Origin of the sequence: Shimia sp. R9_3 (genome assembly GCF_017743755.1) — a bacterium.
Lineage (GTDB): Bacteria > Pseudomonadota > Alphaproteobacteria > Rhodobacterales > Rhodobacteraceae > Shimia.
Map to the genome: position 1 here is coordinate 937,344 of NZ_JAGHRP010000001.1, position 22,148 is coordinate 959,491.

General features: G+C 59.6%; 24 protein-coding genes. 13 read left to right on the top strand and 11 right to left on the bottom strand.

Features of this window, described 5'->3' with window-relative positions:
- The first annotated feature begins 41 nt into the window (after positions 1–41).
- Positions 42–1,187, top strand: coding sequence for an alpha-D-ribose 1-methylphosphonate 5-triphosphate diphosphatase (locus tag J7412_RS04415; RefSeq protein ID WP_209077424.1), 1,146 nt, complete (start codon positions 42–44; stop codon positions 1,185–1,187).
- On the opposite strand, the gene J7412_RS04420 is transcribed toward J7412_RS04415, so the two are convergent.
- The 3 genes from J7412_RS04420 to J7412_RS04430 all read right to left on the bottom strand — a co-directional run bounded on the left by J7412_RS04420 (position 1,184) and on the right by J7412_RS04430 (position 3,804).
- The gene (locus J7412_RS04420; RefSeq protein WP_209077425.1) at positions 1,184–1,666 is read right to left on the bottom strand and encodes an N-acetyltransferase; all 483 of its coding nucleotides are present in this window, start codon (positions 1,664–1,666) and stop codon (positions 1,184–1,186) included. The two genes, J7412_RS04415 and J7412_RS04420, sit on opposite strands and share 4 nt — an antisense overlap.
- Before the next feature lie 48 nt (positions 1,667–1,714).
- Positions 1,715–2,101, bottom strand: coding sequence for a VOC family protein (locus J7412_RS04425; RefSeq protein ID WP_209077426.1), 387 nt, complete (start codon positions 2,099–2,101; stop codon positions 1,715–1,717).
- Positions 2,102–2,205: 104 nt separating this feature from the next.
- A complete protein-coding gene (locus J7412_RS04430) occupies positions 2,206–3,804 on the bottom strand; it encodes a phosphoenolpyruvate carboxykinase (protein WP_209077429.1) in 1,599 nt (532 codons plus the stop codon).
- A gap of 374 nt (positions 3,805–4,178) precedes the next feature.
- Between J7412_RS04430 and J7412_RS04435 the strand changes: the two genes are divergently transcribed.
- From J7412_RS04435 to J7412_RS04465, 7 genes are read left to right on the top strand one after another with little or no spacing between them, the layout of a single operon-like run.
- Positions 4,179–4,880, top strand: a complete 702-nt coding sequence (locus J7412_RS04435) for a response regulator transcription factor (protein WP_209060121.1) — start codon at positions 4,179–4,181, stop codon at positions 4,878–4,880.
- 33 nt (positions 4,881–4,913) lie between these two features.
- A complete protein-coding gene (locus J7412_RS04440) occupies positions 4,914–6,599 on the top strand; it encodes a sensor histidine kinase (RefSeq protein WP_209077431.1) in 1,686 nt (561 codons plus the stop codon).
- Between the two features lie 3 nt (positions 6,600–6,602).
- Positions 6,603–7,079, top strand: a complete 477-nt coding sequence (locus J7412_RS04445; RefSeq protein WP_209077433.1) for an HPr kinase/phosphatase C-terminal domain-containing protein — start codon at positions 6,603–6,605, stop codon at positions 7,077–7,079.
- 9 nt (positions 7,080–7,088) lie between these two features.
- A complete protein-coding gene (gene rapZ / locus J7412_RS04450; RefSeq protein ID WP_209060124.1) occupies positions 7,089–8,012 on the top strand; it encodes an RNase adapter RapZ in 924 nt (307 codons plus the stop codon).
- A complete protein-coding gene (locus tag J7412_RS04455; RefSeq protein WP_209060126.1) occupies positions 8,009–8,401 on the top strand; it encodes a PTS fructose transporter subunit IIA in 393 nt (130 codons plus the stop codon). The genes rapZ and J7412_RS04455 overlap by 4 nt, the downstream gene beginning before the upstream one ends.
- Before the next feature lie 13 nt (positions 8,402–8,414).
- Positions 8,415–8,684 carry an HPr family phosphocarrier protein gene (locus J7412_RS04460; RefSeq protein WP_209060263.1) on the top strand — a complete coding sequence of 90 codons (270 nt, stop codon included), beginning with the start codon at positions 8,415–8,417 and terminating at the stop codon, positions 8,682–8,684.
- 31 nt (positions 8,685–8,715) lie between these two features.
- Complete coding sequence (locus J7412_RS04465; RefSeq protein WP_247743737.1) at positions 8,716–9,603, top strand: lysophospholipid acyltransferase family protein; 888 nt, start codon at positions 8,716–8,718, stop codon at positions 9,601–9,603.
- A 133-nt stretch (positions 9,604–9,736) separates the two neighbouring features.
- Here J7412_RS04465 and J7412_RS04470 read toward each other — a convergent pair whose 3' ends face one another.
- Positions 9,737–10,612 carry a 3-hydroxybutyryl-CoA dehydrogenase gene (locus tag J7412_RS04470; RefSeq protein WP_209077437.1) on the bottom strand — a complete coding sequence of 292 codons (876 nt, stop codon included), beginning with the start codon at positions 10,610–10,612 and terminating at the stop codon, positions 9,737–9,739.
- A 161-nt stretch (positions 10,613–10,773) separates the two neighbouring features.
- Here J7412_RS04470 and J7412_RS04475 point away from each other — a divergent pair, with 161 nt between their 5' ends.
- Positions 10,774–11,610: a DUF6473 family protein gene (locus J7412_RS04475; protein ID WP_209077439.1), complete on the top strand. Its 837-nt coding sequence runs from the start codon at positions 10,774–10,776 to the stop codon at positions 11,608–11,610.
- A 75-nt stretch (positions 11,611–11,685) separates the two neighbouring features.
- Here the strand turns inward: J7412_RS04475 and J7412_RS04480 are convergent, their stop codons facing one another.
- The 6 genes from J7412_RS04480 to J7412_RS22095 form a co-directional block, all read right to left on the bottom strand.
- Entirely contained in the window at positions 11,686–12,615 is a 930-nt protein-coding gene (locus J7412_RS04480) for an FAD-binding protein (RefSeq protein ID WP_209060135.1), read from the bottom strand.
- Complete coding sequence (locus J7412_RS04485; RefSeq protein WP_209060137.1) at positions 12,615–13,373, bottom strand: electron transfer flavoprotein subunit beta/FixA family protein; 759 nt, start codon at positions 13,371–13,373, stop codon at positions 12,615–12,617. Before J7412_RS04485 ends, J7412_RS04480 begins: the two co-directional genes overlap by 1 nt.
- A 288-nt stretch (positions 13,374–13,661) precedes the next feature.
- A complete protein-coding gene (locus tag J7412_RS04490; protein WP_209060139.1) occupies positions 13,662–14,234 on the bottom strand; it encodes a cob(I)yrinic acid a,c-diamide adenosyltransferase in 573 nt (190 codons plus the stop codon).
- A 4-nt stretch (positions 14,235–14,238) separates the two neighbouring features.
- A complete protein-coding gene (locus J7412_RS04495; protein ID WP_209060141.1) occupies positions 14,239–14,442 on the bottom strand; it encodes a twin transmembrane helix small protein in 204 nt (67 codons plus the stop codon).
- 79 nt (positions 14,443–14,521) lie between these two features.
- Positions 14,522–15,355 carry an SDR family NAD(P)-dependent oxidoreductase gene (locus J7412_RS04500; protein WP_209077441.1) on the bottom strand — a complete coding sequence of 278 codons (834 nt, stop codon included), beginning with the start codon at positions 15,353–15,355 and terminating at the stop codon, positions 14,522–14,524.
- Positions 15,356–15,442: 87 nt separating this feature from the next.
- On the bottom strand, positions 15,443–16,051 hold the full coding sequence (locus tag J7412_RS22095; protein WP_209077443.1) for an SH3 domain-containing protein: 609 nt from the start codon (positions 16,049–16,051) through the stop codon (positions 15,443–15,445).
- 162 nt (positions 16,052–16,213) lie between these two features.
- Here J7412_RS22095 and J7412_RS04510 point away from each other — a divergent pair, with 162 nt between their 5' ends.
- Together J7412_RS04510 and J7412_RS04515 are read left to right on the top strand one after the other, a co-directional pair.
- Positions 16,214–18,559: a DNA topoisomerase IV subunit A gene (locus J7412_RS04510; protein ID WP_209077445.1), complete on the top strand. Its 2,346-nt coding sequence runs from the start codon at positions 16,214–16,216 to the stop codon at positions 18,557–18,559.
- A gap of 309 nt (positions 18,560–18,868) precedes the next feature.
- Positions 18,869–19,603, top strand: coding sequence for a transporter substrate-binding domain-containing protein (locus J7412_RS04515; RefSeq protein WP_209077447.1), 735 nt, complete (start codon positions 18,869–18,871; stop codon positions 19,601–19,603).
- A gap of 75 nt (positions 19,604–19,678) precedes the next feature.
- On the opposite strand, the gene J7412_RS04520 is transcribed toward J7412_RS04515, so the two are convergent.
- On the bottom strand, positions 19,679–21,082 hold the full coding sequence (locus tag J7412_RS04520) for a cytochrome P450 (RefSeq protein WP_209077449.1): 1,404 nt from the start codon (positions 21,080–21,082) through the stop codon (positions 19,679–19,681).
- Between the two features lie 124 nt (positions 21,083–21,206).
- Here J7412_RS04520 and J7412_RS04525 point away from each other — a divergent pair, with 124 nt between their 5' ends.
- Positions 21,207–21,830 carry a hypothetical protein gene (locus J7412_RS04525; protein ID WP_209077451.1) on the top strand — a complete coding sequence of 208 codons (624 nt, stop codon included), beginning with the start codon at positions 21,207–21,209 and terminating at the stop codon, positions 21,828–21,830.
- Between the two features lie 101 nt (positions 21,831–21,931).
- Positions 21,932–22,148, top strand: a 217-nt coding sequence (locus J7412_RS04530; RefSeq protein WP_247743738.1) for a GTP-binding protein, incomplete at its 3' end; no start/stop codon positions are given.

Genomic DNA, 22,148 nt, shown 5'->3' on the forward strand with positions numbered 1-22,148 from the left:
CAACTTTTTGACAGCGAATGCCAAAAATGCGTGACACCCACATGACACAAGAGATGATCCTTGCAAATGCCACCCTTGTTTTGCCAACGGAGACCGTGACCGGTTCTGTTGTGGTGCGCGACGGGGTGATTACCGAGATGGATCAGGGCGCGGCGGTGCCTGCGGACGCGGTGGATTGCGAGGGCGATTATGTTGCGCCGGGCCTCATTGAGCTGCACACCGACAATCTGGAGCGGCATATGCGCCCGCGCCCCAAGGTCGACTGGCCGCATCAGGCGGCGATTGTGGCCCATGATGCGGAGCTTGCGAGTGTGGGCATCACCACGGTGTTTGATGCGCTGCGCATTGGCTCTATCCTGTCTGATCCAAGCAAAAAATACGGCAAATATGCCCGGGCTGTGGCCGATGAGATCCTGTCGATGCGCGACAGCGGGGGATTGCGGATCAGCCACCATCTGCACCTGCGGGCGGAGACCTGCTCGGAGACGCTTATTGAGGAGCTGGCGGAGTTTGGCCCTGAGGATCGCGTGGGCATTGTCAGCCTGATGGATCACACGCCGGGGCAGCGCCAGTTCACCGATTTGAGCAAGTTTGAGGCCTATATCCGCGGCAAATACGCCATGGATGCGGAAGGGTTTGAGGACTACGTCGCCTTTTTGCATGGGCTGCATGACCGGCTGGGCAAGGCGCATGAGGAGGCCACCGTGGCGGAGGCCAAGCGCTTTGGGGCTGTGCTGGCGAGCCATGACGACACAACGGAGGCGCAGGTGGCGACCTCGGCGGGCTATGGCATCCATCTGGCGGAGTTCCCGACAACGGTGGAAGCGGCGCGCGCCAATCACGCCCATGGTATTGCCAATATCATGGGCGGGCCGAACCTTGTGCGCGGGGGCAGCCATTCGGGCAATGTGGCGGCGATGGAACTGGCGGAGCTCGATCTTCTGGATATCATTTCCTCAGACTATGTGCCGTCTTCGCTGCTGTTTGGCGCGGTGATGCTTGGCCAGACCTGGGGCAATATGGCCAAGGGGCTGCACACGGTCACTGCGGCACCGGCGCAATACACCAACCTGACGGACCGTGGACGTCTGGATGTGGGCTTGCAGGCGGATATGATCCGGTTCCGGCTGACTGAGGGCGTGCCTTCGCTGCGCGCCGCTTGGCACAAGGGTGTGCGCTCGGCCTAGAGCTTTGCGAAGGCTGGCGCGTATGAGACCGCAAATGGGGTTTTGAGCGCGCCTGCCGCAAGTTCCAGCGCCATGAAATAGGGACCTGCGAATTGGTTGGTGAAGCCTTTGGCCAGCTCAACAGAATAACCAAAGCGGCTGTAGTAGTCGGGGTTGCCAAGCACGAAGCTGGCTTGCCAGCCCTCACGTTGCGCCTGCGCAAGACCGTGGCGGACGAGGGCTGCACCGATGCCCTTTTTCCGGTGATCTGGCGCAACGGACAGCGGGCCAAGGCCCAGCGTGCGCACTGGGGCGGCCATTGGGGAAAACAGGACGTGGCCGATGATCTGGCCGTCTTCTTCTGCGACCAGTGAGAGCGCGGCATCGCCCTCTGCGCGCAGCATGTCGACAAGGCGGGCCTCCTCCGGTTGGCCAAAGGCGGCTTCGGTCAGGCTATGGATGGCGTCGATGTCGGCGGCGGTTTCTGGGTGGATGTGCATTTTGGCGTGCCTTTGGGGGAGGGCGGTGGTGCGCAGGGACTGCGCACCCTACGGGGAGGTGGTGAAAAGGGCGAGTTTGTTGCCTTGGGGATCGCGCAGATAGGCGACGTAGAAATCGGCGCTATAGGCTTCGCGAAAGCCCGGGGCGCCTTCGTTTGTGCCGCCTGCGGAGAGGGCGGCGGCGTGTAGATCGCGCACCTGCTGTTGGCTCTCTGCTTGAAAGGCCACCATGGTGCCGTTGCCCGCAGAGGCCGATGCGCCGTCAAACGGGGCTTTCACATAGAAATCCGGAGAGGTTGGCGGGGTACCGGGTGGGATGTAGCTGAGATCGCCATGATAGTGCTCAAGCCGGTAGCCGAGCGCGGGCAGGAAGGCTGAGTAGAACCGCTCTGCGGCGGGGATGTCGTCTGCGCCGACGGTGATATAGGCGATCATGTGAGGCGTCCTTTCAGGGGAAGCATAGCAAGCAAATCATACGCCGCATGCAAAAAAGCCCCGCGCGGGTGGCACGGGGCTTTTCAATAAAACGAGAGAAGCGCTTAGCCGATGGCGGCGGCTTTCACGTCTGCGTCGATGTAAGGCAGGTATTGCTCGAAGTTGTCGGCAAACATGCCCACCAGTTTGGCGGCTTGTGCATCATAGGCGTCTTTGTCCGCCCAGGTGCCGCGTGGGTCGAGCAGGCTGTCATCCACACCGGGGACAGAGACAGGCACTTCGAAGCCGAAGTTGGCGTCTTTGCGGAATTCCACGTGGTTCAGGGAGCCGTCCAGCGCTGCGGTCAGAAGCGCGCGGGTGGCTTTGATTGGCATGCGGGAGCCGGTGCCGTAAGCGCCGCCGGTCCAGCCGGTGTTCACCAGCCAGCAGGTGGTGCCGAATTCCGCGATCTTCTGGCGCAGCAGGGCACCGTAAGCTTCCGGACGGCGTGGCATAAAGGGCGCGCCGTAGCAGGTGGAGAAGGCCGGGGTTGGCTCTGTCAGGCCACGCTCGGTGCCGGCCATCTTTGCGGTGAAGCCGGACAGGAAGTGGTATTCTGCCTGCGCCGGGGTCAGACGTGCGATGGGAGGCAGGATGCCGAAGGCGTCGCAGGTCAGCATGATCACGTTTTTGGGGTGACCGCCAAGGCCGTTGTCGGATGCGTTCGGGATCGACTCCAGCGGGTAGGCGCAGCGCATGTTTTCGGTGAGGCTCTTGTCCTCAAAGTCGAGCTCTTTGGTCTCTTCGTCATAGACCATGTTCTCGATCACGGTGCCAAACATCTTGGTGGTGGCGTAGATCTCAGGCTCGGCTTCCGGGTTCAGGCCGATGGTTTTCGCGTAGCAGCCGCCTTCAAAGTTGAAGGTGCCACGGTCAGACCAGCCGTGCTCGTCATCGCCAATCAGGGTGCGGTTCGGATCCGCAGAGAGGGTGGTCTTGCCGGTGCCAGAGAGACCGAAGAAGATCGCCGCATCCACAGGGTTGTCTTTGGCGTGGTTGGCGGAGCAGTGCATCGGCATGATGCCTTTTTCCGGCAGCAGGTAGTTCAGCAGGCCAAAGACGGATTTCTTGTTTTCACCGGCGTATTCGGTGTTGCCGATCAGGATCATCTTTTTCTCGATGTTGACCGCGATCACGGTCTCAGAGCGGCAGCCGTGCTTGGCCGGATCGGCCTTGAAGCTTGGGCAGTTGATGATGGTGTAATCGGCCACAAACTGATCCAGCGCTTCGCGGTCGGGGCGGCGCAGCAGGTGACGGATGAAGAGGTTGTGCCACGCAAGCTCGTTCACGACGCGCACGTTGATAGCGTGGGTCGGATCGGCACCGGCGGTAAGGTCCTGAACGAAGTAGTCGCGGCCCTTCATGTGCTCCAGCATGTCGGCATGCAGGCGGTCAAAGGCGCCGCTGGCCATCTCGTGGTTGTTTTCCCACCAGATGGTGTCTTCGGTCATCGGCGTGCGCACGGTGAACTTGTCTTTGGGCGAACGGCCGGTGAATTCACCGGTGCTCACCAGGAAGGTGCCGCCGTTGCCGAGCGTGCCTTCGTTGCGCTTCAGAGCGTGCTCAATCAGCGCTGGCTCCATAAAGTTGTAATAGACATTGCCCAGACCTTCGATCCCTTGATCTTGCAGGCGGAATTGCGGGTTTACCCGTCCAAATGTCATTTCTTACACTCCTGTAGCCGCGTCTGTTTGGCGGCGGTCGTTGATAAACTTCGGAAAGCAATAATCTTGCGCGACCATCATTTCCGATGCGTTACCCGCCGGTCTTAACATGACGTTTCACAATAAGAACAGGCGGGTTTGGCATAGTTAGCGCAACCAAGTGCAGGTTAGCGCAACCAAGTGTTCCGATCGGAAAATTCGCGCAAAGTTTGTCGCCGAAAGTGAGACAATTTAGCCATTGGTTAGCGATTTTGCGGCCTAATGAGTCCGGTTTGAGACCCGAATCGCACTTTTGCGTTGATTGCCTCTGCCTGAGATGCGCATAATACCGCAAAAATTAGGCATAAAATAAGAGCAGTGAGAGGATCCGTCCGATGTCAAGAATTGCCCTTGTGGACGACGACAGAAACATTTTGACGTCGGTTTCAATCACCCTTGAGGCTGAGGGGTTTGAAGTCGAGACCTACAATGACGGCCAGCAGGCGCTGGACGCATTCAACAAGAAACTCCCCGACATGGCGGTGCTCGACATCAAGATGCCGCGCATGGATGGTATGGATCTACTGCAACGGCTGCGCCAGAAAACCACGATGCCGGTGATTTTTCTGACCTCCAAGGATGATGAAATCGACGAAGTGCTGGGTCTGCGCATGGGCGCGGATGACTACGTCAAGAAACCGTTCAGCCAGCGCCTGCTGGTAGAGCGCATTCGTGCTTTGCTGCGCCGTCAGGAAGCTGTGGATGGCGACATTGTCGGCGATACCGAAGACACCAAGATCATGGAACGCGGTGAGCTGACCATGGACCCGCTGCGCCACTCGGTGAGCTGGAAGGGCAAGGACGTGACGCTGACGGTCACCGAATTCCTGCTGCTTCAGGCGCTGGCGCAACGCCCGGGTTTTGTGAAGAGCCGCGACCAGTTGATGGATGTGGCTTATGACGATCAGGTCTATGTTGACGACCGTACCATCGACAGCCACATCAAGCGCCTGCGCAAGAAAATGCGCACAGCCGATCCGGACTTTTCCGCGATTGAGACGCTTTATGGCATTGGCTATAGGTACAACGAAGAGTAACGACACCAGGCCGAAAGGACCGACGTGCGAGATATGGCGCAAGGGCGGGACGGGGACGTTGTTTTGGGTGACGATTGGGTCGCGCCTGAAGCCCGTGCCGAAAGGGAAATGCGAGGCCGGCGCGAACGCCGCCGCCTTTTGCCTCTGAGCAAATCGCCCCTCACGCGAAAGATCATCACCTTCAACCTGATCGCCCTTTGCGTTCTGGTCGCGGGGATTTTGTACCTCAACAGTGCGCGCGACAGCTTTGCCGTGCAGCGCGCCGGTGGTTTGGCCACAGAGGCGCGCCTGATTGCTGGCGCCTTTGAGGCGCAGCTTCCGGCAGGGGCGCCGGTGAACCTTGTGACCAATGACGGGGTTGATGTGGCGGGCACGCTTGCGAAGCTGCCGCTGCAGATGGGCACTACGGTCACTGTGTTTGACTCCGCCCCAAGTGTTGTGGGCTCCAAAGAGGGCATCACCTCAACCGCGCTTGCAGAGGTGCTGTCAGAGCGCCCTGAGGGTACACCTCTGACTTCGGCCCTGAGCCGCGCATGGACAGCGATTTCCGGGCGGGATGGCTCTGAGCCGCGCACAGGCCCGGCGCTCAATGAAGAGCTGAACCGGTTGGCACAGGATGCGGTGGCGGGCAGTGAGAGCCTTGATACGCTGTCCAATGCCACAGGCGAGCGCATTTTTGCCGTGGCGGTGCCGATCAAACAGGGCGCACGGGTGATTGGCGCGGTGGTGCTGACCAGTGCCTCCGGTGAGCTCGATCACATGGTCAGCTCGGAACGTGAGCGCGTTTTGCAGATGTTCCTGATTGCCACTGTGGTCTCTGTTGGCCTGTCGATGGTGCTGGCCTCAACCATTTCCAATCCGCTCTCTGATCTGGCCGCGGCCGCAGAGCTTGGCGGGGACAGCGACAACCGCAAGGTCAATCCTGGCCGGGTGCGTATTCCTGACCTGACCGCGCGGCCTGACGAGATTGGCCGCCTGTCCGGTGCGCTGCGCGGCATGGTGTCTGCGCTTTATGAGCGTATCGACAGCAATGAACAGTTTGCCGCCGACGTGGCCCATGAGATCAAGAACCCGCTAGCGTCATTGCGCTCTGCGGTGGGCTCTCTGCGGGTTGTGAAGAAAGACGAACACCGCGAGAAGCTGTTGAGCGTGATTGAGCACGATGTACGGCGTCTTGACCGTCTGGTGAGCGATATTTCCAACGCCTCGCGGCTGGATAGTGAGCTGGTCAAGGAAGAAGAAGAGAACTTCGACCTGCTGATGATGATTGGCAATCTGGCGCAATATCTGAGCGAAGATGCCAAATCCAAGAACATCGACTTTATTGCAGACCTCCCTGAAGGGCCGATTGAGATCAATGGGCTTGAGGCACGGTTGGCACAGGTGTTTGTCAATCTGATCACCAATGCAATCAGCTTCTGTGAAGAGGGTGATGCGATCCGCGTCTGGGCGCGGCGGCGGGAAAACCGTGTGCTGGTTGTGGTGGAAGACACCGGGCCGGGCATTCCGGAGCAGTCGCTCAACAAGATCTTCAACCGCTTCTATTCGCACCGTCCGGAGTCTCAGTTTGGCAATAACTCCGGTCTTGGTCTTGCGATCTCCAAACAGATTGTCGAGGCCCATGGTGGCGTAATCTGGGCCGAGAACATTCGCCCGACAGATGCGGATGTGACCTCTGAGCCGTTGGGTGCGCGTTTTGTTGTGGGTCTGCCGGTCTGAGCCATGGAGCAGGCGCCGGGCAAACCAGTGAGCGCGTCCAATCCCCCAGAAGACCTGCATGTGGCAGAGACCCTGCTGCATGGCTCCTGCGTGGCGGATGGCGGGCGTGCGGTGCTGATCCGTGGGGCCTCCGGGCGTGGGAAGTCCTCGCTGGCGTTGCAGATGATGGCGTATGGCGCAAAGCTGGTGGCGGATGATCAGACCATCGTGCGCCGCGACGGGGCGGCGCTTTGGGTGTCTGCGCCTGAGACGACGCGCGGGCTGATCGAGGCGCGCGGGGTGGGCATACTGCGTGCGGAGATCGCTGAGATCGCGCAGCTGCAGCTTGTGGTCGATCTGGATCAGACCGAGGTCGACCGGCTGCCCCATCCCAGGCACGCACGCATTCTTGAGCAGGATGTGCCTTTGCTCTGGTCGGTGGACGCCCCATATTTTGCGGCAGCGCTTTTGCAGATGCTGCGCCACGGCCGAAACGCATAAGGACAGATCATGCCCGCCTCTGATAAGCCCTTTCCTCTTGTTTTGCTCACCGGCCCGTCCGGTGCGGGGCGCTCGACCGCGATCAAGGCGCTGGAGGATGTGGGCTATGAAACCATAGACAACCTGCCGCTTGGCCTGCTGGAGCGGTTGCTGTCCGGGCAGCCATTGCGGCAGCCCATGGCGCTGGGGCTGGATGTGCGCAACCGGGATTTCTCGCCGGACGCTTTGCTGGCGGCAATGGAGATTGCGCGTGGCATTCCCAATGCGGCGGCGGATCTCCTGTATCTGGATTGCCGGGCGGAGGTGCTGCGGCGGCGCTATAACGAGACCCGGCGCAGCCACCCGATGGCGCGTCAGGAAGACCCCACCGAAGGCATTGAGCGCGAGCTTTCGCTGCTGAGCGGGGTGCGCACCTATGCGGATGTGCTGATCGACACCTCAGAGCTGAGCCCGCATGAGCTGCGTCAGGCGGTGCAGGCGCGCTTCTCTCAGCTCAACGAGCAGGCGATTGGCCTGACCATTCAATCCTTCAGCTACAAGCGCGGCCTGCCACAGGGTGCGGATATCGTGGTCGACTGCCGGTTTCTGCACAATCCGCATTGGCAGGAAGATTTGCGCGCGCTGGATGGCGGGGATGCCGCCGTTGGCGCCTATGTGTCTGAAGACCCGGGATTTGCGCCGTTTATGGAGCGCATGGAGCAGATGGTGGAAGGGCTGCTGCCGGGCTACATTCGAGAAGGCCGCAGCCATCTGATGATTGCCTTTGGCTGTACGGGCGGCAAACACCGCTCGGTCTTTGTCACCGAAACCATGGCCGAATCCCTTGCAAACAGGGGCTGGCAGGTGTCTATAAGACATCGCGAGCTTAACCGGTTTGCGTCGCTGCCAGCGCGGATACCGGTCAGCCAGGAAGATGGGGAACACACAGTTTGATCGGAATAGTGATCGTCGCGCATGGCGGGTTGGCCAAAGAGTATCTGGCCGCCATGGAACATGTGGTCGGCACGCAGGGTGGCGTGCAGGCGATCACCATTGAGGCCGATCATGACCGGCCACAAAAGCAATCTGAAATTTGTGAAGCTGCGGATTCCGTGGATCGCGGCGATGGCGTGGTCATCGTCACCGACATGTTTGGCGGCTCCCCGTCCAACCTGAGTCTGCGGGCCTGCGCCCCGGCCAACCGCCGGATTCTTTATGGTGCAAATTTGCCAATGTTGATCAAATTGGCCAAAAGTCGCCATTTGGATGTGGCCGATGCAGTTCGCGCTGCGCTAGAGGCCGGTCGCAAGTATATTGACAGCCAAAATATTCAAGCAGGGTAGTGACATGAGCCAGATTGTCCAACGCACGATGCAGATCGTGAACGAAAAAGGCCTGCATGCGCGGGCGTCTGCCAAGCTTGTGGAAGTGGTCGAAGGATTTGACGCCAGTGCCGAAGTCGCAAAGGATGGCTTGAGTGCCGGAGGCGACAGTATTATGGGTTTGCTGATGTTGGCGGCCTCCAAGGGCACCAGCATTGACGTAGAAACCAGCGGGCCAGATGCTCTGGCCTTGGCCGACGCCATTGAGGCGCTTGTCGCAGACAAATTCGGCGAAGGCTTTTAGAACAGGCGCGCGGTGGCGCAGGAAGACGGACTTGGTAGACACGGTGCCAGAGGCGCAGGCGGGCAAACCTGCAAGCGAAACTGACGGTCAGATTTATGACCGCCGTACCCTGACGTATGCCAACTCCTTTGATGACCGCTGGACCGCTTTGGCCATTCGGGTGATTGAATGGTTTACCGGCAAGCTGACCGTTCTGCGCATGGTCAACAAGTTTGAACGCGACAACGAACAGTACCGGGGCCAGAAATTCTGGCGCGGGGCGCTCAATGTCATGGGCATTGAGCTCAAGACGCCTCAGGAGCAGCTTGAGAACATTCCCGCCGAGGGACCTGTTGTGGTGGTGGCAAACCACCCTCATGGCATGGTTGACGGGATGATCTTTGCCGATCTGATTGGGCGGGTGCGTCAGGATTACCGCATCCTCACGCGGTCTGTGCTCACCGGTCTGGATGAGGCGGCCTCAAGCTTCATGATCCCGGTGCCGTTCCCGCATGATCCGGACGCGCAACGCAAGATGGTTGAGATGCGTAGCAAAGCCATGGCGCATCTGAAAGAGGGCGGCGTGGTTGCGCTGTTCCCATCCGGTGTTGTGATGAGCTCTGACAGCTGGTTTGGCCCCGCGATTGAGCGGGAATGGAATGTGTTCACAGCCCAGCTGATCCGCCGCTCCGGTGCGCGGGTGGTGCCGATCTACTATCCGGGGCAGAACAGCCGCGCATATCAGATCGCCAATAAGATTTCCCCGATCCTGCGTCAGGGCCTGTTGCTGCATGAGATTGTGCGCTCTTGCCACAAGCCGCAGAAACCGGTGGTGGGCAAGCCGCTGACGGATGCCCAGATGGAACGCCTGCACACGGACCCGCGTGGCTTTATGGCGTGGCTGCGTCAGCACACGCTGGATTTGGGCAAAGACAGCTGACAGACGCCCGCCATAGGCGAGGCTGACGCTTCATATCTTCTTACAGGGTAGAAGTGCCGGAGGGCATTGTGGCTTGCCGGAGGGCGAAGCACGTGAGGGGCGCGGCGTGGGGCCGCGCGTCCCTCAGAAGTTCTTAGCGGGTCGGGATCGGTGTCTCGCCGCGATAGTCATAAAAGCCGCGCTTGGTCTTGCGACCGAGCCAGCCGGCTTCGACATATTTGGTCAGCAGCGGGCAGGGGCGGTATTTGGTGTCCGCAAGGCCGTCATGCAGCACGTTCATGATCGCAAGGCAGGTGTCCAGACCGATGAAATCCGCAAGCTCTAGCGGGCCCATCGGGTGGTTTGCACCGAGCTTCATGGCGTTGTCGATGGAGGCGACGTTGCCCACGCCTTCATAGAGCGTGTAGCAGGCTTCGTTGATCATCGGGATCAGGATGCGGTTCACGATGAAGGCCGGGAAGTCTTCGGCGCTGGCAGCGGTTTTGCCCAGACGCTCCACGATGTTCAGGCAGGCCTTATAGGTGGGCTCATCGGTGGCGATGCCGCGGATCAGCTCGACCAGCTGCATCATCGGCACCGGGTTCATGAAGTGAAAGCCCATGAAGCGCTCAGGGCGGTCGGTGCGGCTGGCCAGACGGGTGATCGAGATCGAGGATGTGTTTGAGGTCAGGATCGTGTCTGGGCCGAGATGCGGCTTCAGCGTGTCAAATATCTGATGTTTGATCTCTTCCCGCTCGGTTGCCGCCTCGATCACCAGATCGGTGCCGCCCAGATCCGGCAGTTGCAGGGTGGTCTTGATGCGAGCCATGGCCTCCGCCTTTGCATCGGCGGAAATCTTCTCACGGCTGACCTGGCGCTCAAGGTTTTTGTCGATGCGCGTCACGGCGGCATCCAGAGCGTCCTGGTTGATATCATTGAGCAGCACATCATAGCCAGAAAGCGCCATTACATGCGCGATGCCGTTGCCCATTTGGCCCGCGCCAACGACGCCAATCGTTTTGATGTCCATGTCACTTATCCTCTGAGACCTTTGCGAGGACCTTATGCCTGCGTGGGCGACAGCTGCAAGAGGGGGGAGTCGCTAAAACTTATGTCAAAGGCGCGCATTAGCTTTTTCGCAAGAGCTTTGCGCGATTCTCCCAAACGGGTGAGAAAATTAGTGGTGAGAATATGTCTTACGAGAAGATGAAGGGCGGTGAGCTCAATTATGAGCCGTGTCGTTACGGGGAGTCCCGGCTGGCCTTCCGTGGACCGAAGAAAGATCTGGACGCGCCTTATGTTGCGTTTCTGGGTGGGACAGAGACCTATGGGAAATTTGTTGCGCATCCGTTTGTGGAGATGCTGGACGACAGGCTGCCGCTGGACTGTGTGAACCTTGGCTATGTGAACGCCGGGATTGATGCATTTCTGGCAGAGCCAACTGTTTTGGAAATGGCGCAGCGGGCCGAGGTGACGGTGGTTCAGGTCATGGGCGCGCAGAATATGTCCAACCGGTATTACAAGGTGCATCCGCGCCGCAATGACCGGTTCATTGGCGCCTCCAATATGATGCAGATGGTGTTCAATGAAATTGATTTCAGCGAGTTCCATTTTACCCGCCATATGCTGGGCACGCTTTGTGCGCGCACGCCGGACCGCTACTGCATGGTGCGCGATGAGCTGCGCATGGCGTGGAGCGCACGGATGAAGCTGTTGCTGAACACCATTGGCGGCAAGGTGGTGCTGTTGTGGGTGGCTGACCATGCGCCTGACACCGCGCTTGGCACCAGCGGTCTGGGGCCGGATCCGCTGTTTGTGGATCGTCTGATGATTGAAGAGCTGCGCCCGCTGGTCGAAGACGTTGTGGAAGTGGTGCTGAGCGAAGAGGCCATGGCGCAGGGCGTCACAGGCATGGCTTTTGGCGATATGGAGCGCGGTGCGGCGCAACGTATGCTGAGCGTGAAGGGTCATGAAGAGACCGCAGAGGCGCTGGCTGAAAGCCTGCAGGTGCTGATGCCGCTGGCATGAGCCACACGGGCGCCAGACAAAACAAAAAAGGCCCGCCAATCAGGCGGGCCTTTCTGTATCTGAAAACAGTGTCGCTTAGCCGAGTTTTTCGGTCAGAGCAGGCACGGCTTCGAAGAGGTCAGCGACCAGACCGTAGTCTGCCACCTGGAAGATTGGGGCTTCTTCGTCTTTGTTGATCGCAACGATGATCTTGGAGTCTTTCATACCTGCAAGGTGCTGAATGGCGCCGGAGATGCCCGCTGCGATGTAGAGCTCAGGTGCCACAACCTTACCGGTCTGACCGACCTGCCAGTCGTTTGGTGCGTAGCCGGAGTCAACCGCGGCGCGGGATGCACCAACAGCTGCGCCCAGCTTGTCTGCCAGAGCTTCGATGATTTTGAAGTCTTCTTCAGACCCAACGCCGCGGCCACCGGAGACAACCACGCCAGCGGAGGTCAGCTCAGGACGGTCGCTCTCGGCAACTTTGTCCTCAACCCACTCAGACAGGCCTGGGTTTTCGGCTGCGCCGATGGTTTCCACGGATGCGGAACCGCCTTCGCCTGCAGCGTCAAAGGTGGACGTACGGAAGGTGATGACCTTCTTGGCGTCGGAAGATTTCACGGTCTGGATCGCGTTGCCTGCGTAGATCGGACGCTCGAAAGTGTCGCCATCCACAACTGCGGTCACGTCAGACAGCACCATCACGTCCAGCAGCGCGGCCACGCGTGGCATCACGTTTTTGGCGTCGGTGGTGGCTGGTGCAACGATGTGGCTGTAGTCGCCCGCGAGGGAAACGATCAGCGCAGCAGTTGGCTCGGCCAGACGGTGGCCAAGGGATGCATCCTCAGCAACCAGAACTTTGGCAACGCCGTCGATTTTCGCGGCAGCTTCGCCAGCAGCGGCAGCAGATGCGCCAGCGGCCAGAACGGTCACGTCACCCAGTGCTTTTGCAGCGGAGACAGCTTTGGCGGTGGCGTCCAGCGCCAGCTCACCGTTGTTGACTTCTGCGAGAAGAAGAACAGCCATTATACAGCCCCCGCTTCTTTGAGTTTTGCAACCAGCTCATCTACGGAGCCAACCATGATACCTGCGGCGCGCTCAGTCGGCTCGGAGGTTTTCACGATTTCCAGACGTGGGGAGACATCCACGCCGTAGTCGGCAGCGGTTTTCTCATCAAGCGGCTTTTTCTTCGCTTTCATGATGTTTGGCAGAGACGCGTAGCGCGGCTCGTTCAGACGCAGGTCAACGGAGATGATCGCCGGGGTGTTGACTTTGATGGTCTGCAGACCACCGTCCACCTCACGGGTCACAACCGCTTTGTCGCCGTCCAAATCCACTTCGGATGCGAAGGTCGCCTGGGACCAGCCCAGCAGGGCAGACAGCATCTGGCCGGTTGCGTTCATGTCGTTGTCGATTGCTTGCTTGCCGCAGAGCACGAGGCCCGGCTGCTCTTCTTCGACAACTTTTGCCAGGATCTTGGCAACGGCCAGCGGCTCGATGTCCTGATGTACATCGTCAGCAGCCACAACCAGGATGGCGCGGTCCGCACCCATGGCGAGGGCGGTGCGCAGGGTTTCCTGAGCTTGCTTCACACCGATGGAAACGGCGACGATTTCGTCCGCTTTACCGGCTTCTTTAAGACGGATGGCCTCTTCGACTGCAATCTCATCGAATGGGTTCATCGACATTTTGACGTTGGCGAGATCGACACCGGTCCCATCCGCTTTCACGCGGACTTTCACGTTGTAGTCAATCACGCGCTTGACAGGTACAAGTACCTTCATGGGCGTAGACTCCTCAAAGTTTGTCAAAGCCGCCTAGGCAGCTCATCCGAATGCTCTCACGGCGTTGATATATATTCGCGCGCTCAGGAAACAGAGCAAAATCGTCACCTTGCAGCGCAACGACGTCGCGTATTGATGTTTTCACGCGACGTTCTTCAAAAGATTGTTGCCGCGTCGCAGAAAGTTACGTGAGGAGAGTTTGCGTCAATCGTGCCGTTAACGCAAACAGATGGGCCGCTGACCCGGATTTGATTCGCGCTGCTGCGCTTGCAACGGAGGATGCGGGGCTCAGCGGTTGGCGCCGGGCACCCAGAGCACGTCATCCTTGCCGTTGTTGTTGGCCACACGGGAGGCCACGAAGAACCAGTCGCTCAGGCGATTGAGGTAGGTCACCGCGTCGCTGTTCACGTCTTCATGCTGGGCCAGTTCAACCGAAAGACGCTCTGCGCGGCGCGCCACTGTGCGGCAGACATGCAGATGCGCCGCCAGTGCGGAACCGCCGGGAAGCACAAAGCTGCGCAGCGGTTCAAGATCGGCGTTCATGGCGTCGATTTCTTGTTCAAGGCGTGCCACCTGGCTCGCCGCCATGCGCAGGGGCGGGTATTCCGCCTCGGCATCTTTGGCCATATCCGGGCGGCACAGATCGGCGCCAAGATCGAAGAGATCATTCTGGATGCGCATCAACGCGGTGTCCATTTCGCCAACCGCATGCAGGCGGGCCACGCCAACGGCCGAGTTGAGCTCATCAGACGTGCCATAGGCCGCAACGCGCCCGTCGTATTTGGCAACGCGGTCGCCATTGCCAAGTGCGGTTGTGCCCTTGTCGCCGGTGCGCGTGTAGATTTTGTTCAGTACCACCATGTCGTCATCCCCCCTGACGCAGCCAAACAAACGCCAGGATCAGCAAAACCGCCACAAATTGGGCGATCAAGCGCAGGCGCATGATTTTGTTGGCATATTTCTTGTTAAATTCGCCGCCTCTGGCAAACCCGCCGACACCCACCATCAGGATGATCAAAACGCCAATACAGGCGACAGCGGCAACCCAAAAAAGGGGATCATTGGCCATGAGACTGCTCCTCGAGTTTGTGGTGGCTCTGTGTAAACGCTTTGGGCGCAAAAAAGAACCACCAACTCTTTACGCGCGCTCAGCCTTTGGAGATCACCCAATCGAGCGCGCGGGTCGACAAAAGTCGCCGTAGGACGTGCATAAGCCGCGCAGGAAAGGTGATACGGTAGCGCGCGCGCGGTTTTTCGGACTCCAGAGCATGGATCAACTTGTCGCAGACTGCGGAGGCCGGCAGCTCAAACTTATCTGGCGTCTGATCCTCTTCTCTCAGGCGTTCGACCAACCCTTTGCGGTAGTCCTCCGCATGGGGTGAGTTTTCCCAGTCGATCCATTTGAAGAACTGTTTTGCGGCATTGGTGCGGATGTTGGAGGTGATCGGGCCGGGCTCGATCAGGATCACGTGCAGCGGGGTGTCGCGCAGCTCGATGCGCAGGCTGTCGCTGAGGCCTTCCAGAGCGAATTTCGTGGCCACATAGGCACCGCGATAGGGCATGGAGACATAGCCCAGAACAGAGGAGTTCTGAACGATCCGCCCATGGCCCTGTTTGCGCATGATCGGCACCACCTGTCGGGTCAGGTCGTGCCAGCCGATCAGGTTGCTTTCCATCATCTCGCGCAGACCGTCGGTTGGCAGGTCTTCAACCGCGCCGGGCAGGGCGCGCGCGCCGTTGTTAAAGAGCGCATCCAGCGTGCCGCCGGTGGCAGCGAGCACTTCCTCAAGGCCAGTGCGGATGGTTTCCGGATCGAGATAGTCGATGCGCGGGCTTTCATAGCCCATGGCAATCAGGCGGTCGCAGTCTTCCTGCTGGCGGCAGCTGGCGAACACGCGCCAGCCGCGGGCCTTCATGGTTTCAGCGGCTGCAAGGCCAATGCCTGTGGAGCAGCCGGTGATAAGGAGCGTTTTCTGGGTCATAGCGGGACTGGCCTTCTGTTGCGCGCGTTTGCGCGGCACACTAGGCCGGACCAAGACCGGAGCAATAGCCCAGACGTGGCGTCTTACTTAACTGTTAGGTGATGTGATCATTTTTGCGGACATCCAGCCGACAATGCCGCTTTCCTGATCACGCAGTTTGAGCCAGCCGGAGCCGCTTTCACGCAGAATCTGCACTTCCTGGCCCCGCGACAGCACGGCCAGCACGCCATATCCGGTGCCCGGTCCGCCGCGCATGTTCACGCGGGTGCCGCGCACTTGCCGCATATCGGCAGCGGCGCGAGGGGCGGATTCCACTGCGGACACAGGGGTGGCCTCAGCAACGGCCGGAACAAAGGCCGCGTTCGGGGTCTCGTAAGAGGCCAGATTCACGCTGAGCGAGGTGGCAAACACATTGTTGGTGATGCCGGGCTGAACTGCCGGGATGGCCGAGGTTGTACCGGTGGTGCGTGCTGCTGCTGGCGTGGCCCGAACCGTGGGCACAGAGGTTGCGGCGCGCGCAATGGACTCATTTTTGGTGACCGGTGCTGACGTCTCCATGGCAGTGGAGGCGATGGCCTGTTCCGTTTGGGCCGATTCCACGATGCGCTGCGATTTTGGCTCAAAATCCGCGCCGCCGCTGAGTTCCCAGAAGGCCCAACCCATAATGCCGAAACTCACAATGACAAACTTATTCACTTTGTACCCTCCCCAGGGAATCAATAAATCAATACAGACGCGCTTCTTAAGCGCTTGATGCAAAAGATAAACTGAGGAAATCCTTAACTTGTGGGGGAAAAATCGGCGGCTGTTCCCGTGCATGTGCTTTACCGTGACGGCGGCAAAAGTTATCACTCAGCCATGACTGATCTGATCGATGACGACGAGCTCCCCTCTCAGAACGTAACGGAACCGCTGCGGCGCGCGATTGGCGACCGCTATCTGACCTATGCGCTGAGCACGATTATGCACCGCGCGCTGCCAGATGCGCGGGACGGGTTGAAGCCGGTACACCGCCGAATCCTTTACGCGATGCGTGAGCTGAAACTGTCCGCCACCGGCGGCTTCCGGAAATCCGCGAAGATTTCCGGCGACGTGATGGGCAACTATCACCCGCATGGTGATGCCGCGATTTACGACGCGATGGCGCGTTTGGCGCAGGACTTCAACGTGCGCTATCCGCTGGTCGACGGGCAGGGGAACTTCGGCAATATCGACGGGGACAACCCGGCGGCGAGCCGATACACGGAAGCGCGGATGACCTCGGTTGCTGAGGCGCTTTTGGAAGGGCTGAACGAGGACGCGGTTGATTTTCGCGAGAACTATGACGGCACGCTGAGCGAGCCTGTTGTGCTTCCGGCGACCTTCCCGAACCTTCTGGCCAATGGCGCCAGCGGCATCGCGGTGGGGATGGCGACAAACATTCCGCCCCACAACATCAGCGAGCTGTGTGACGCCTGTCTGCATATGATCAAGACGCCGGATGTGCGCGATGACACGTTGCTCAACTATGTGCCGGGGCCAGATTTCCCGACCGGTGGCGTGATTGTTGAGCCGCCTGAAAGCATCGCGCAGGCCTATCGCACCGGGCGCGGCTCGTTCCGTCTGCGCTGTAAGTGGGAGAAGGAAGATCTGGGTCGAGGTCAGTGGCAGATTGTGGTCACTGAGATCCCCTATCAGGTGCAGAAATCCAAGCTGATCGAGAAGCTGGCCGAGCTGATCCAGACCAAGAAGGTGCCTATTCTCGCGGATGTGCGCGACGAGTCGGCAGACGATATTCGCGTCATTCTGGAGCCGCGCAGCAAGAACGTAGAGCCGGATGTTCTGATGAACATGCTCTATCGCAGCAGCGATCTGGAGATCCGCTTCTCGCTGAACATGAACGTCTTGATTGATGGTGTGACCCCGAAGGTCTGCTCCATGAAAGAGGTTCTGCGCGCCTTTTTGGATTTCCGCCGTGAGGTGCTGATCCGCCGCTCCAAACACCGGATGGAGAAGATTGACCACCGTCTGGAAGTGCTGGAAGGCTTTATCATTGCCTTCCTCAATCTGGACCGTGTGATTGACATCATCCGCTATGATGATGCGCCCAAACAGGCGTTGATGGCGGAGAACTGGGATCTGGATCATCCCCGCGCGACCAGTGAGGCGGACTATAAGTCGCCGCTGCCGGGCAGTGGTGCAACCCAGCTGACCGAGGTGCAGGCAGAGGCGATCCTCAACATGCGCCTGCGCAGCCTGCGCCGTCTGGAAGAGCTGGAGCTGATCCGCGAGCGGGATGCGCTGCAGGAAGAGCGCGCTGGCATCGTTGCGCTTTTGGGCAGCGAAGACATGCAGTGGGAGCGCATTTCCGATCAGCTGAAAGAGGCCAAGAAGACCTTTGGCAAAGGCTATGAAGGTGGCGCACGCCGCACCGTCTTTGCCGAGGCGGCTGAGGTGGAAGAGGTGCCGATTGAGGCGATGATCGACCGCGAGCCGGTGACGATTGTGTGCTCTCAGATGGGGTGGATCCGGGCGATGTCCGGCCACATTGATCTGACCCGTGAGCTGAAATTCAAAGATGGTGACGGGCCGCGGTTTATCTTCCATGCGGAGACCACGGACCGTTTGCTGATGTTTGGCAGCAACGGGCGGTTTTATACCCTGAGTGCGGCCAACCTGCCCGGTGGGCGCGGTATGGGTGAACCTGTGCGCCTGATGGTGGATCTGCCCAATGAGGCGGAGATCGTGGACATCTTTGTCCATGCGCCGGAGCGCCGGTTGCTGGTGGCCTCGAGCGCGGGTGACGGCTTTGTGGTGCCTGAAAAGGATGTGATTGCCCAGACGCGGACCGGCAAACAGGTGCTGAACGTCAAGGACGACGTGAAGGCGATGATCTGTAAGCCGGTGGATGGCGATCACGTGGCGGTGGTGTCCAAAAATGCGCGCTTCCTTGTGTTTCCTGTGGATGAGCTGCCTGAGCTGGGTCGCGGCAAAGGGGTGCGCCTGCAGAAGTACAATATGGCGCGCGGCCGTCAGGGCACGCTGGAGCTCGATGGTGGCTTGTCTGACATCACCACCTTCAAGTGGGAAGAGGGCCTCACCTGGGCGATGGGCGGCAGCGGTAAAACCCGCCATGAGCCTGATCTGTCAGACTGGCTGGCGAAGCGGGCCGGGGTGGGCAAGAAGCCGCCTTATGGCTTCCCCAAAGACAATAAGTTCAAATGATTTTCGGGGGCCACTGTGCCCCCGTTCTTCTTTGGTGTGGGGTGTCGGTGTCGTGGTGGGTGATAGGCCCATCCCGTGTCATGACGGCCTATGATTGTGCGCGGCGCTTGGGGAATCTTCTCTTGGTTTTAGGCGCGCAATCCGAGCCGCGTCAGCTCTGTTTCGGCAGCCGCAATGCCTCTCCATTTTGAACCGAATTTTGCTGAGCTGAGTGCTGTGCGCGGGGCCGTTTTTAGACTTTGTTAGCCTGTAAAACCTAGGTCCAGCGCTGGAATACTTATTCATTCGGTCAAAAAAGAAAGCAAAGCCATGAAAACCATTCTTGCAGCCGGCACCCTCGCACTGGCCAGCCTGTCTGGCACCGCCAGCCTTGCAGAAACCCTTGTGGTGGGCGTTGAGAAAATCGACTACCTGCCGCACTACAAGTGGGACGGGAAATCCTACACCGGCTTTGCGGCTGATGTGCTGTCCGCATTTGCTGCGGATGAAGGGCATGAGCTGCAGTTCAAAGCACTGCCGATCAACCGCTTGATGCAGGCAGTGGTGTCCGGGGATGTGGATTTGAAATATCCGGACAATGCCTATTGGTCCGCTGATCTGAAGAGCGGTGTCGAAATGCACTACTCCACCGTGGTCGAGGCGACCGTGGAAGGTGTGATGGTGGTCCCTGAGAACCTCGGCAAACCCGTGGATGAGATCGCGCAGATCGGAACGGTTCTGGGTTTCACAGCCTTTTCCTGGTTGGACCGGATTGAAGCAGGTCAGGTGACGCTGAAAGAAAACCCGAACTTCAGCGGCCTGGTCCGTCAGGCGCTCGCGGGGCGTATCGATGGCGCCTATGCAAACGTGCATGTTCTGAACCGGGTTCTGAGCGAAATGGGGCAGGACGAAGGGGCGCTGGTCTTTGATGAGAGTCTGCCGAATTCGCAGGCGGATTATCATCTGTCCTCCAGCACGCGCGGCGACATTGTTGTGTCTTTCAACGAATGGTTCGCGGCCAATCAGGACACGGTTGCAGCGCTGAAAGAGAAGCACGGCTTCTGATCTGCCTGAGACAAAGATCATATGAAGCGCCGATCATGAGAATGGTCGGCGTTTCTGTTTTGGGGAGTGCTTGGGTTATGGCATCTGTGAGATCTCGTTGGCCTGCAGCCAAACCCCGCCTTCGGGCCTCAACGTGAGGATCATCACTGGCTTTGGCGGGCGGCCTGCGATCTCTTCAAAATGAAAGCGGCGCAGGAGGGTTGCGAGGATGATCACGGCCTCCTGCAGGGCGAAGCTCGCACCGATACAGATGCGCGGGCCGTCGCCAAACGGCAGGTAGGCGTAGCGGTCAATGGCTTTGCGGTTGGCAAAGCGGTCCGGGTCAAAAGCGTCCGGATTGTCCCAGAGCTGGTGATTGCGCTGCAGCGCGTAGATCGGGATCATCACCGTATCGCCGGGATGGATGTCGCGGGCGCAGAGCGAGTCGGCTTTTTGCGCTGTGCGGGAAATGATGCCTGCCGGTGGGTAGAGCCGCAGGGTTTCCTCGACAATCTGGCGCAGATAGGTGAGCTGGTCGACATGGTCGCCGGTGATCGGGGTGTCGCCGCAGACCGCGCTGATCTCGGCGCGCGCTTTTCTTTGCACGTCTTGGTCAAAGGCGCAGAGGTAGAGCGCCCATGCAAGGGTCAGCGCGGTGGTCTCATGCCCGGCGACGATGAAGGTCAGCAGGTTGTCACGCAGCTCTGCGGTGTTCATGCGCTTTTTGGTTTCCGGGTCTTCGCCCGCCAGCAGCAGATCCAGCAAATCCGGCGTGTCCTTTGCGCCGCGTGCGCGCCGGGACTCGATGGCCGTGTCGGCGACCTTTTTCATCTCGACCATGGCCTGGCCGGTGCGGATGCGGCCGGGGCGCGGCACCCAGTCGGGCACGCCCAGCATGTCCAGCAATGAGATTTTGCCGGCCTCTGCGATATAGGCGTCGATGGCCTCATGCACCGCGCCGCTGTCCATCCTGCCATCGCCTGAGAAGGTGACTTCCGAGATCACGTCAAAGGTGGTTTTGACCATCTCATCCAGCAAGTCGACGGCGCGCGGACCTGCGGTGGCGATACGGTCGGCGGCGCGCTCTCCGGCGGCGGCCATGACGGGGGCGAGGTTGCTGATGTTGCGGTGGGTGAACACGGGCGCGGCGGCGCGGCGTTGCCAGCGCCAGTGCGCGCCTTCTGCAATAAACAGGCTGTCGCCGATGGCCGGGCGCAGGATGTTCTTGGTGGCGCGGGACTTGGGATAGTCGTCGACCTTTTCCAGAAGCATCTGCCTGATGGCGCCCGGATCCATCACCATGTGCCAGCGCAGCCCGGTGCGGCCAGACACCATGGGCTGGCGCACGGCGATTTCCGGCAAGATCGAGAGAAGATTGTTGCGCGCCGCCTTGAGCGAGCCCCAGAGCCCAAGCGGCTCGGTGGCGAGTTTGGCGTGAACAGGCAGGGCCTTCGCGCGGTCGGCCTCGGTCAGCTGGGACTGATGTACATCATCTGGCATGTCGATCCTTCTACGCAAAAGTGTAGGCTGCGGATCAACTCAAATAAAGGCCAAGATTGCGTGAAAGCCGGGCATCGGCTATGTGATCGCTCAATCACAACGACGAGCAGCAGGAACAGCTTACATGGGCAGGATCGGGATGTGTTTGGCGGCGTTGGCCGTGCTGGTATCTTGTGGCGCACGCAGCACCGAAGTGACCAGCGAAAAGCTGGACCTCGGAGATTTCACAATGGGCCACAACATTGTGGTGGCGCCGGATCTTCAGAAAGGCCCGCTGTCGCGCGAGTTGCCCAAGGAGCAGTGGATTGCCTCGATGAAGAACGCGGTGGATGCGCGTCTGGGCCGCTATGACGGGGAGCGTCTGGTGCATTTTGGCATCAACCTGTCAGGCTACATGCTAGCGCAACGCGGTGTGCCGGTGCTGTTGTCCACGAAATCTGCGCTGATCCTCACTGTCACCGCCTGGGATGACCGTGCGGGCGCGAAGTTCAACGAAGAGCCCCGCGAGATCATTGTGCTGGAAAGCTTTGGCAGTGGCACGGTTGTGACATCCAGCGGTTTCACCATGACCGCAGAAGAGCAATTGGAAAATCTCACCTTCAACGCAGCGCGTGAGATTGAGCGCTGGATGCATGAGAATCGGGCCTGTCTTGTGGACGATGTGCCCCCTGAAGTGCTGGCGAAATGCTGGCCGTCTGAGAAAGATGAGCGTAAGCGCGCGCAGCTGGAACGAGAGCTGCGTCGATAAACGGCAAACCCGCTTGATTTTTTGCGCGCAACCAAATATGTCGCGCGCGGTAGAGGAAAACGGGCCAAGACCGGCCCCCCACAAAGTAGAAGGCGCCCGAGATGGCTAAGGAAAAGTTTGAGCGCAGTAAACCGCACTGCAACATCGGCACCATTGGTCACGTTGACCACGGCAAAACCACGCTGACCGCAGCGATCACCAAACAGTTTGGTGACTTCAAAGCGTACGACGAAATCGACGGCGCGCCAGAAGAAAAAGCACGTGGCATCACCATCTCCACCGCGCACGTGGAATATGAAACCGAAGCACGTCACTACG

Coding starts and splice junctions, on each gene's coding strand:
- J7412_RS04510 (WP_209077445.1), top strand. CDS start 16,214: ATGACTGATCTGATCGATGACGACGAGCTCCCCTCTCAGAACGTAACG.
- J7412_RS04440 (WP_209077431.1), top strand. CDS start 4,914: ATGGCGCAAGGGCGGGACGGGGACGTTGTTTTGGGTGACGATTGGGTC.
- J7412_RS04470 (WP_209077437.1), bottom strand. CDS start 10,612: ATGGACATCAAAACGATTGGCGTCGTTGGCGCGGGCCAAATGGGCAAC.
- J7412_RS04415 (WP_209077424.1), top strand. CDS start 42: ATGACACAAGAGATGATCCTTGCAAATGCCACCCTTGTTTTGCCAACG.
- J7412_RS04475 (WP_209077439.1), top strand. CDS start 10,774: ATGTCTTACGAGAAGATGAAGGGCGGTGAGCTCAATTATGAGCCGTGT.
- J7412_RS04515 (WP_209077447.1), top strand. CDS start 18,869: ATGAAAACCATTCTTGCAGCCGGCACCCTCGCACTGGCCAGCCTGTCT.
- J7412_RS04485 (WP_209060137.1), bottom strand. CDS start 13,373: ATGAAGGTACTTGTACCTGTCAAGCGCGTGATTGACTACAACGTGAAA.
- rapZ (WP_209060124.1), top strand. CDS start 7,089: ATGCCCGCCTCTGATAAGCCCTTTCCTCTTGTTTTGCTCACCGGCCCG.
- J7412_RS04435 (WP_209060121.1), top strand. CDS start 4,179: ATGTCAAGAATTGCCCTTGTGGACGACGACAGAAACATTTTGACGTCG.
- J7412_RS04490 (WP_209060139.1), bottom strand. CDS start 14,234: ATGGTGGTACTGAACAAAATCTACACGCGCACCGGCGACAAGGGCACA.
- J7412_RS04495 (WP_209060141.1), bottom strand. CDS start 14,442: ATGGCCAATGATCCCCTTTTTTGGGTTGCCGCTGTCGCCTGTATTGGC.
- J7412_RS04425 (WP_209077426.1), bottom strand. CDS start 2,101: ATGATCGCCTATATCACCGTCGGCGCAGACGACATCCCCGCCGCAGAG.
- J7412_RS04520 (WP_209077449.1), bottom strand. CDS start 21,082: ATGCCAGATGATGTACATCAGTCCCAGCTGACCGAGGCCGACCGCGCG.
- J7412_RS04430 (WP_209077429.1), bottom strand. CDS start 3,804: ATGACATTTGGACGGGTAAACCCGCAATTCCGCCTGCAAGATCAAGGG.
- J7412_RS04445 (WP_209077433.1), top strand. CDS start 6,603: ATGGAGCAGGCGCCGGGCAAACCAGTGAGCGCGTCCAATCCCCCAGAA.
- J7412_RS04500 (WP_209077441.1), bottom strand. CDS start 15,355: ATGACCCAGAAAACGCTCCTTATCACCGGCTGCTCCACAGGCATTGGC.
- J7412_RS04525 (WP_209077451.1), top strand. CDS start 21,207: ATGGGCAGGATCGGGATGTGTTTGGCGGCGTTGGCCGTGCTGGTATCT.
- J7412_RS04480 (WP_209060135.1), bottom strand. CDS start 12,615: ATGGCTGTTCTTCTTCTCGCAGAAGTCAACAACGGTGAGCTGGCGCTG.
- J7412_RS04420 (WP_209077425.1), bottom strand. CDS start 1,666: ATGCACATCCACCCAGAAACCGCCGCCGACATCGACGCCATCCATAGC.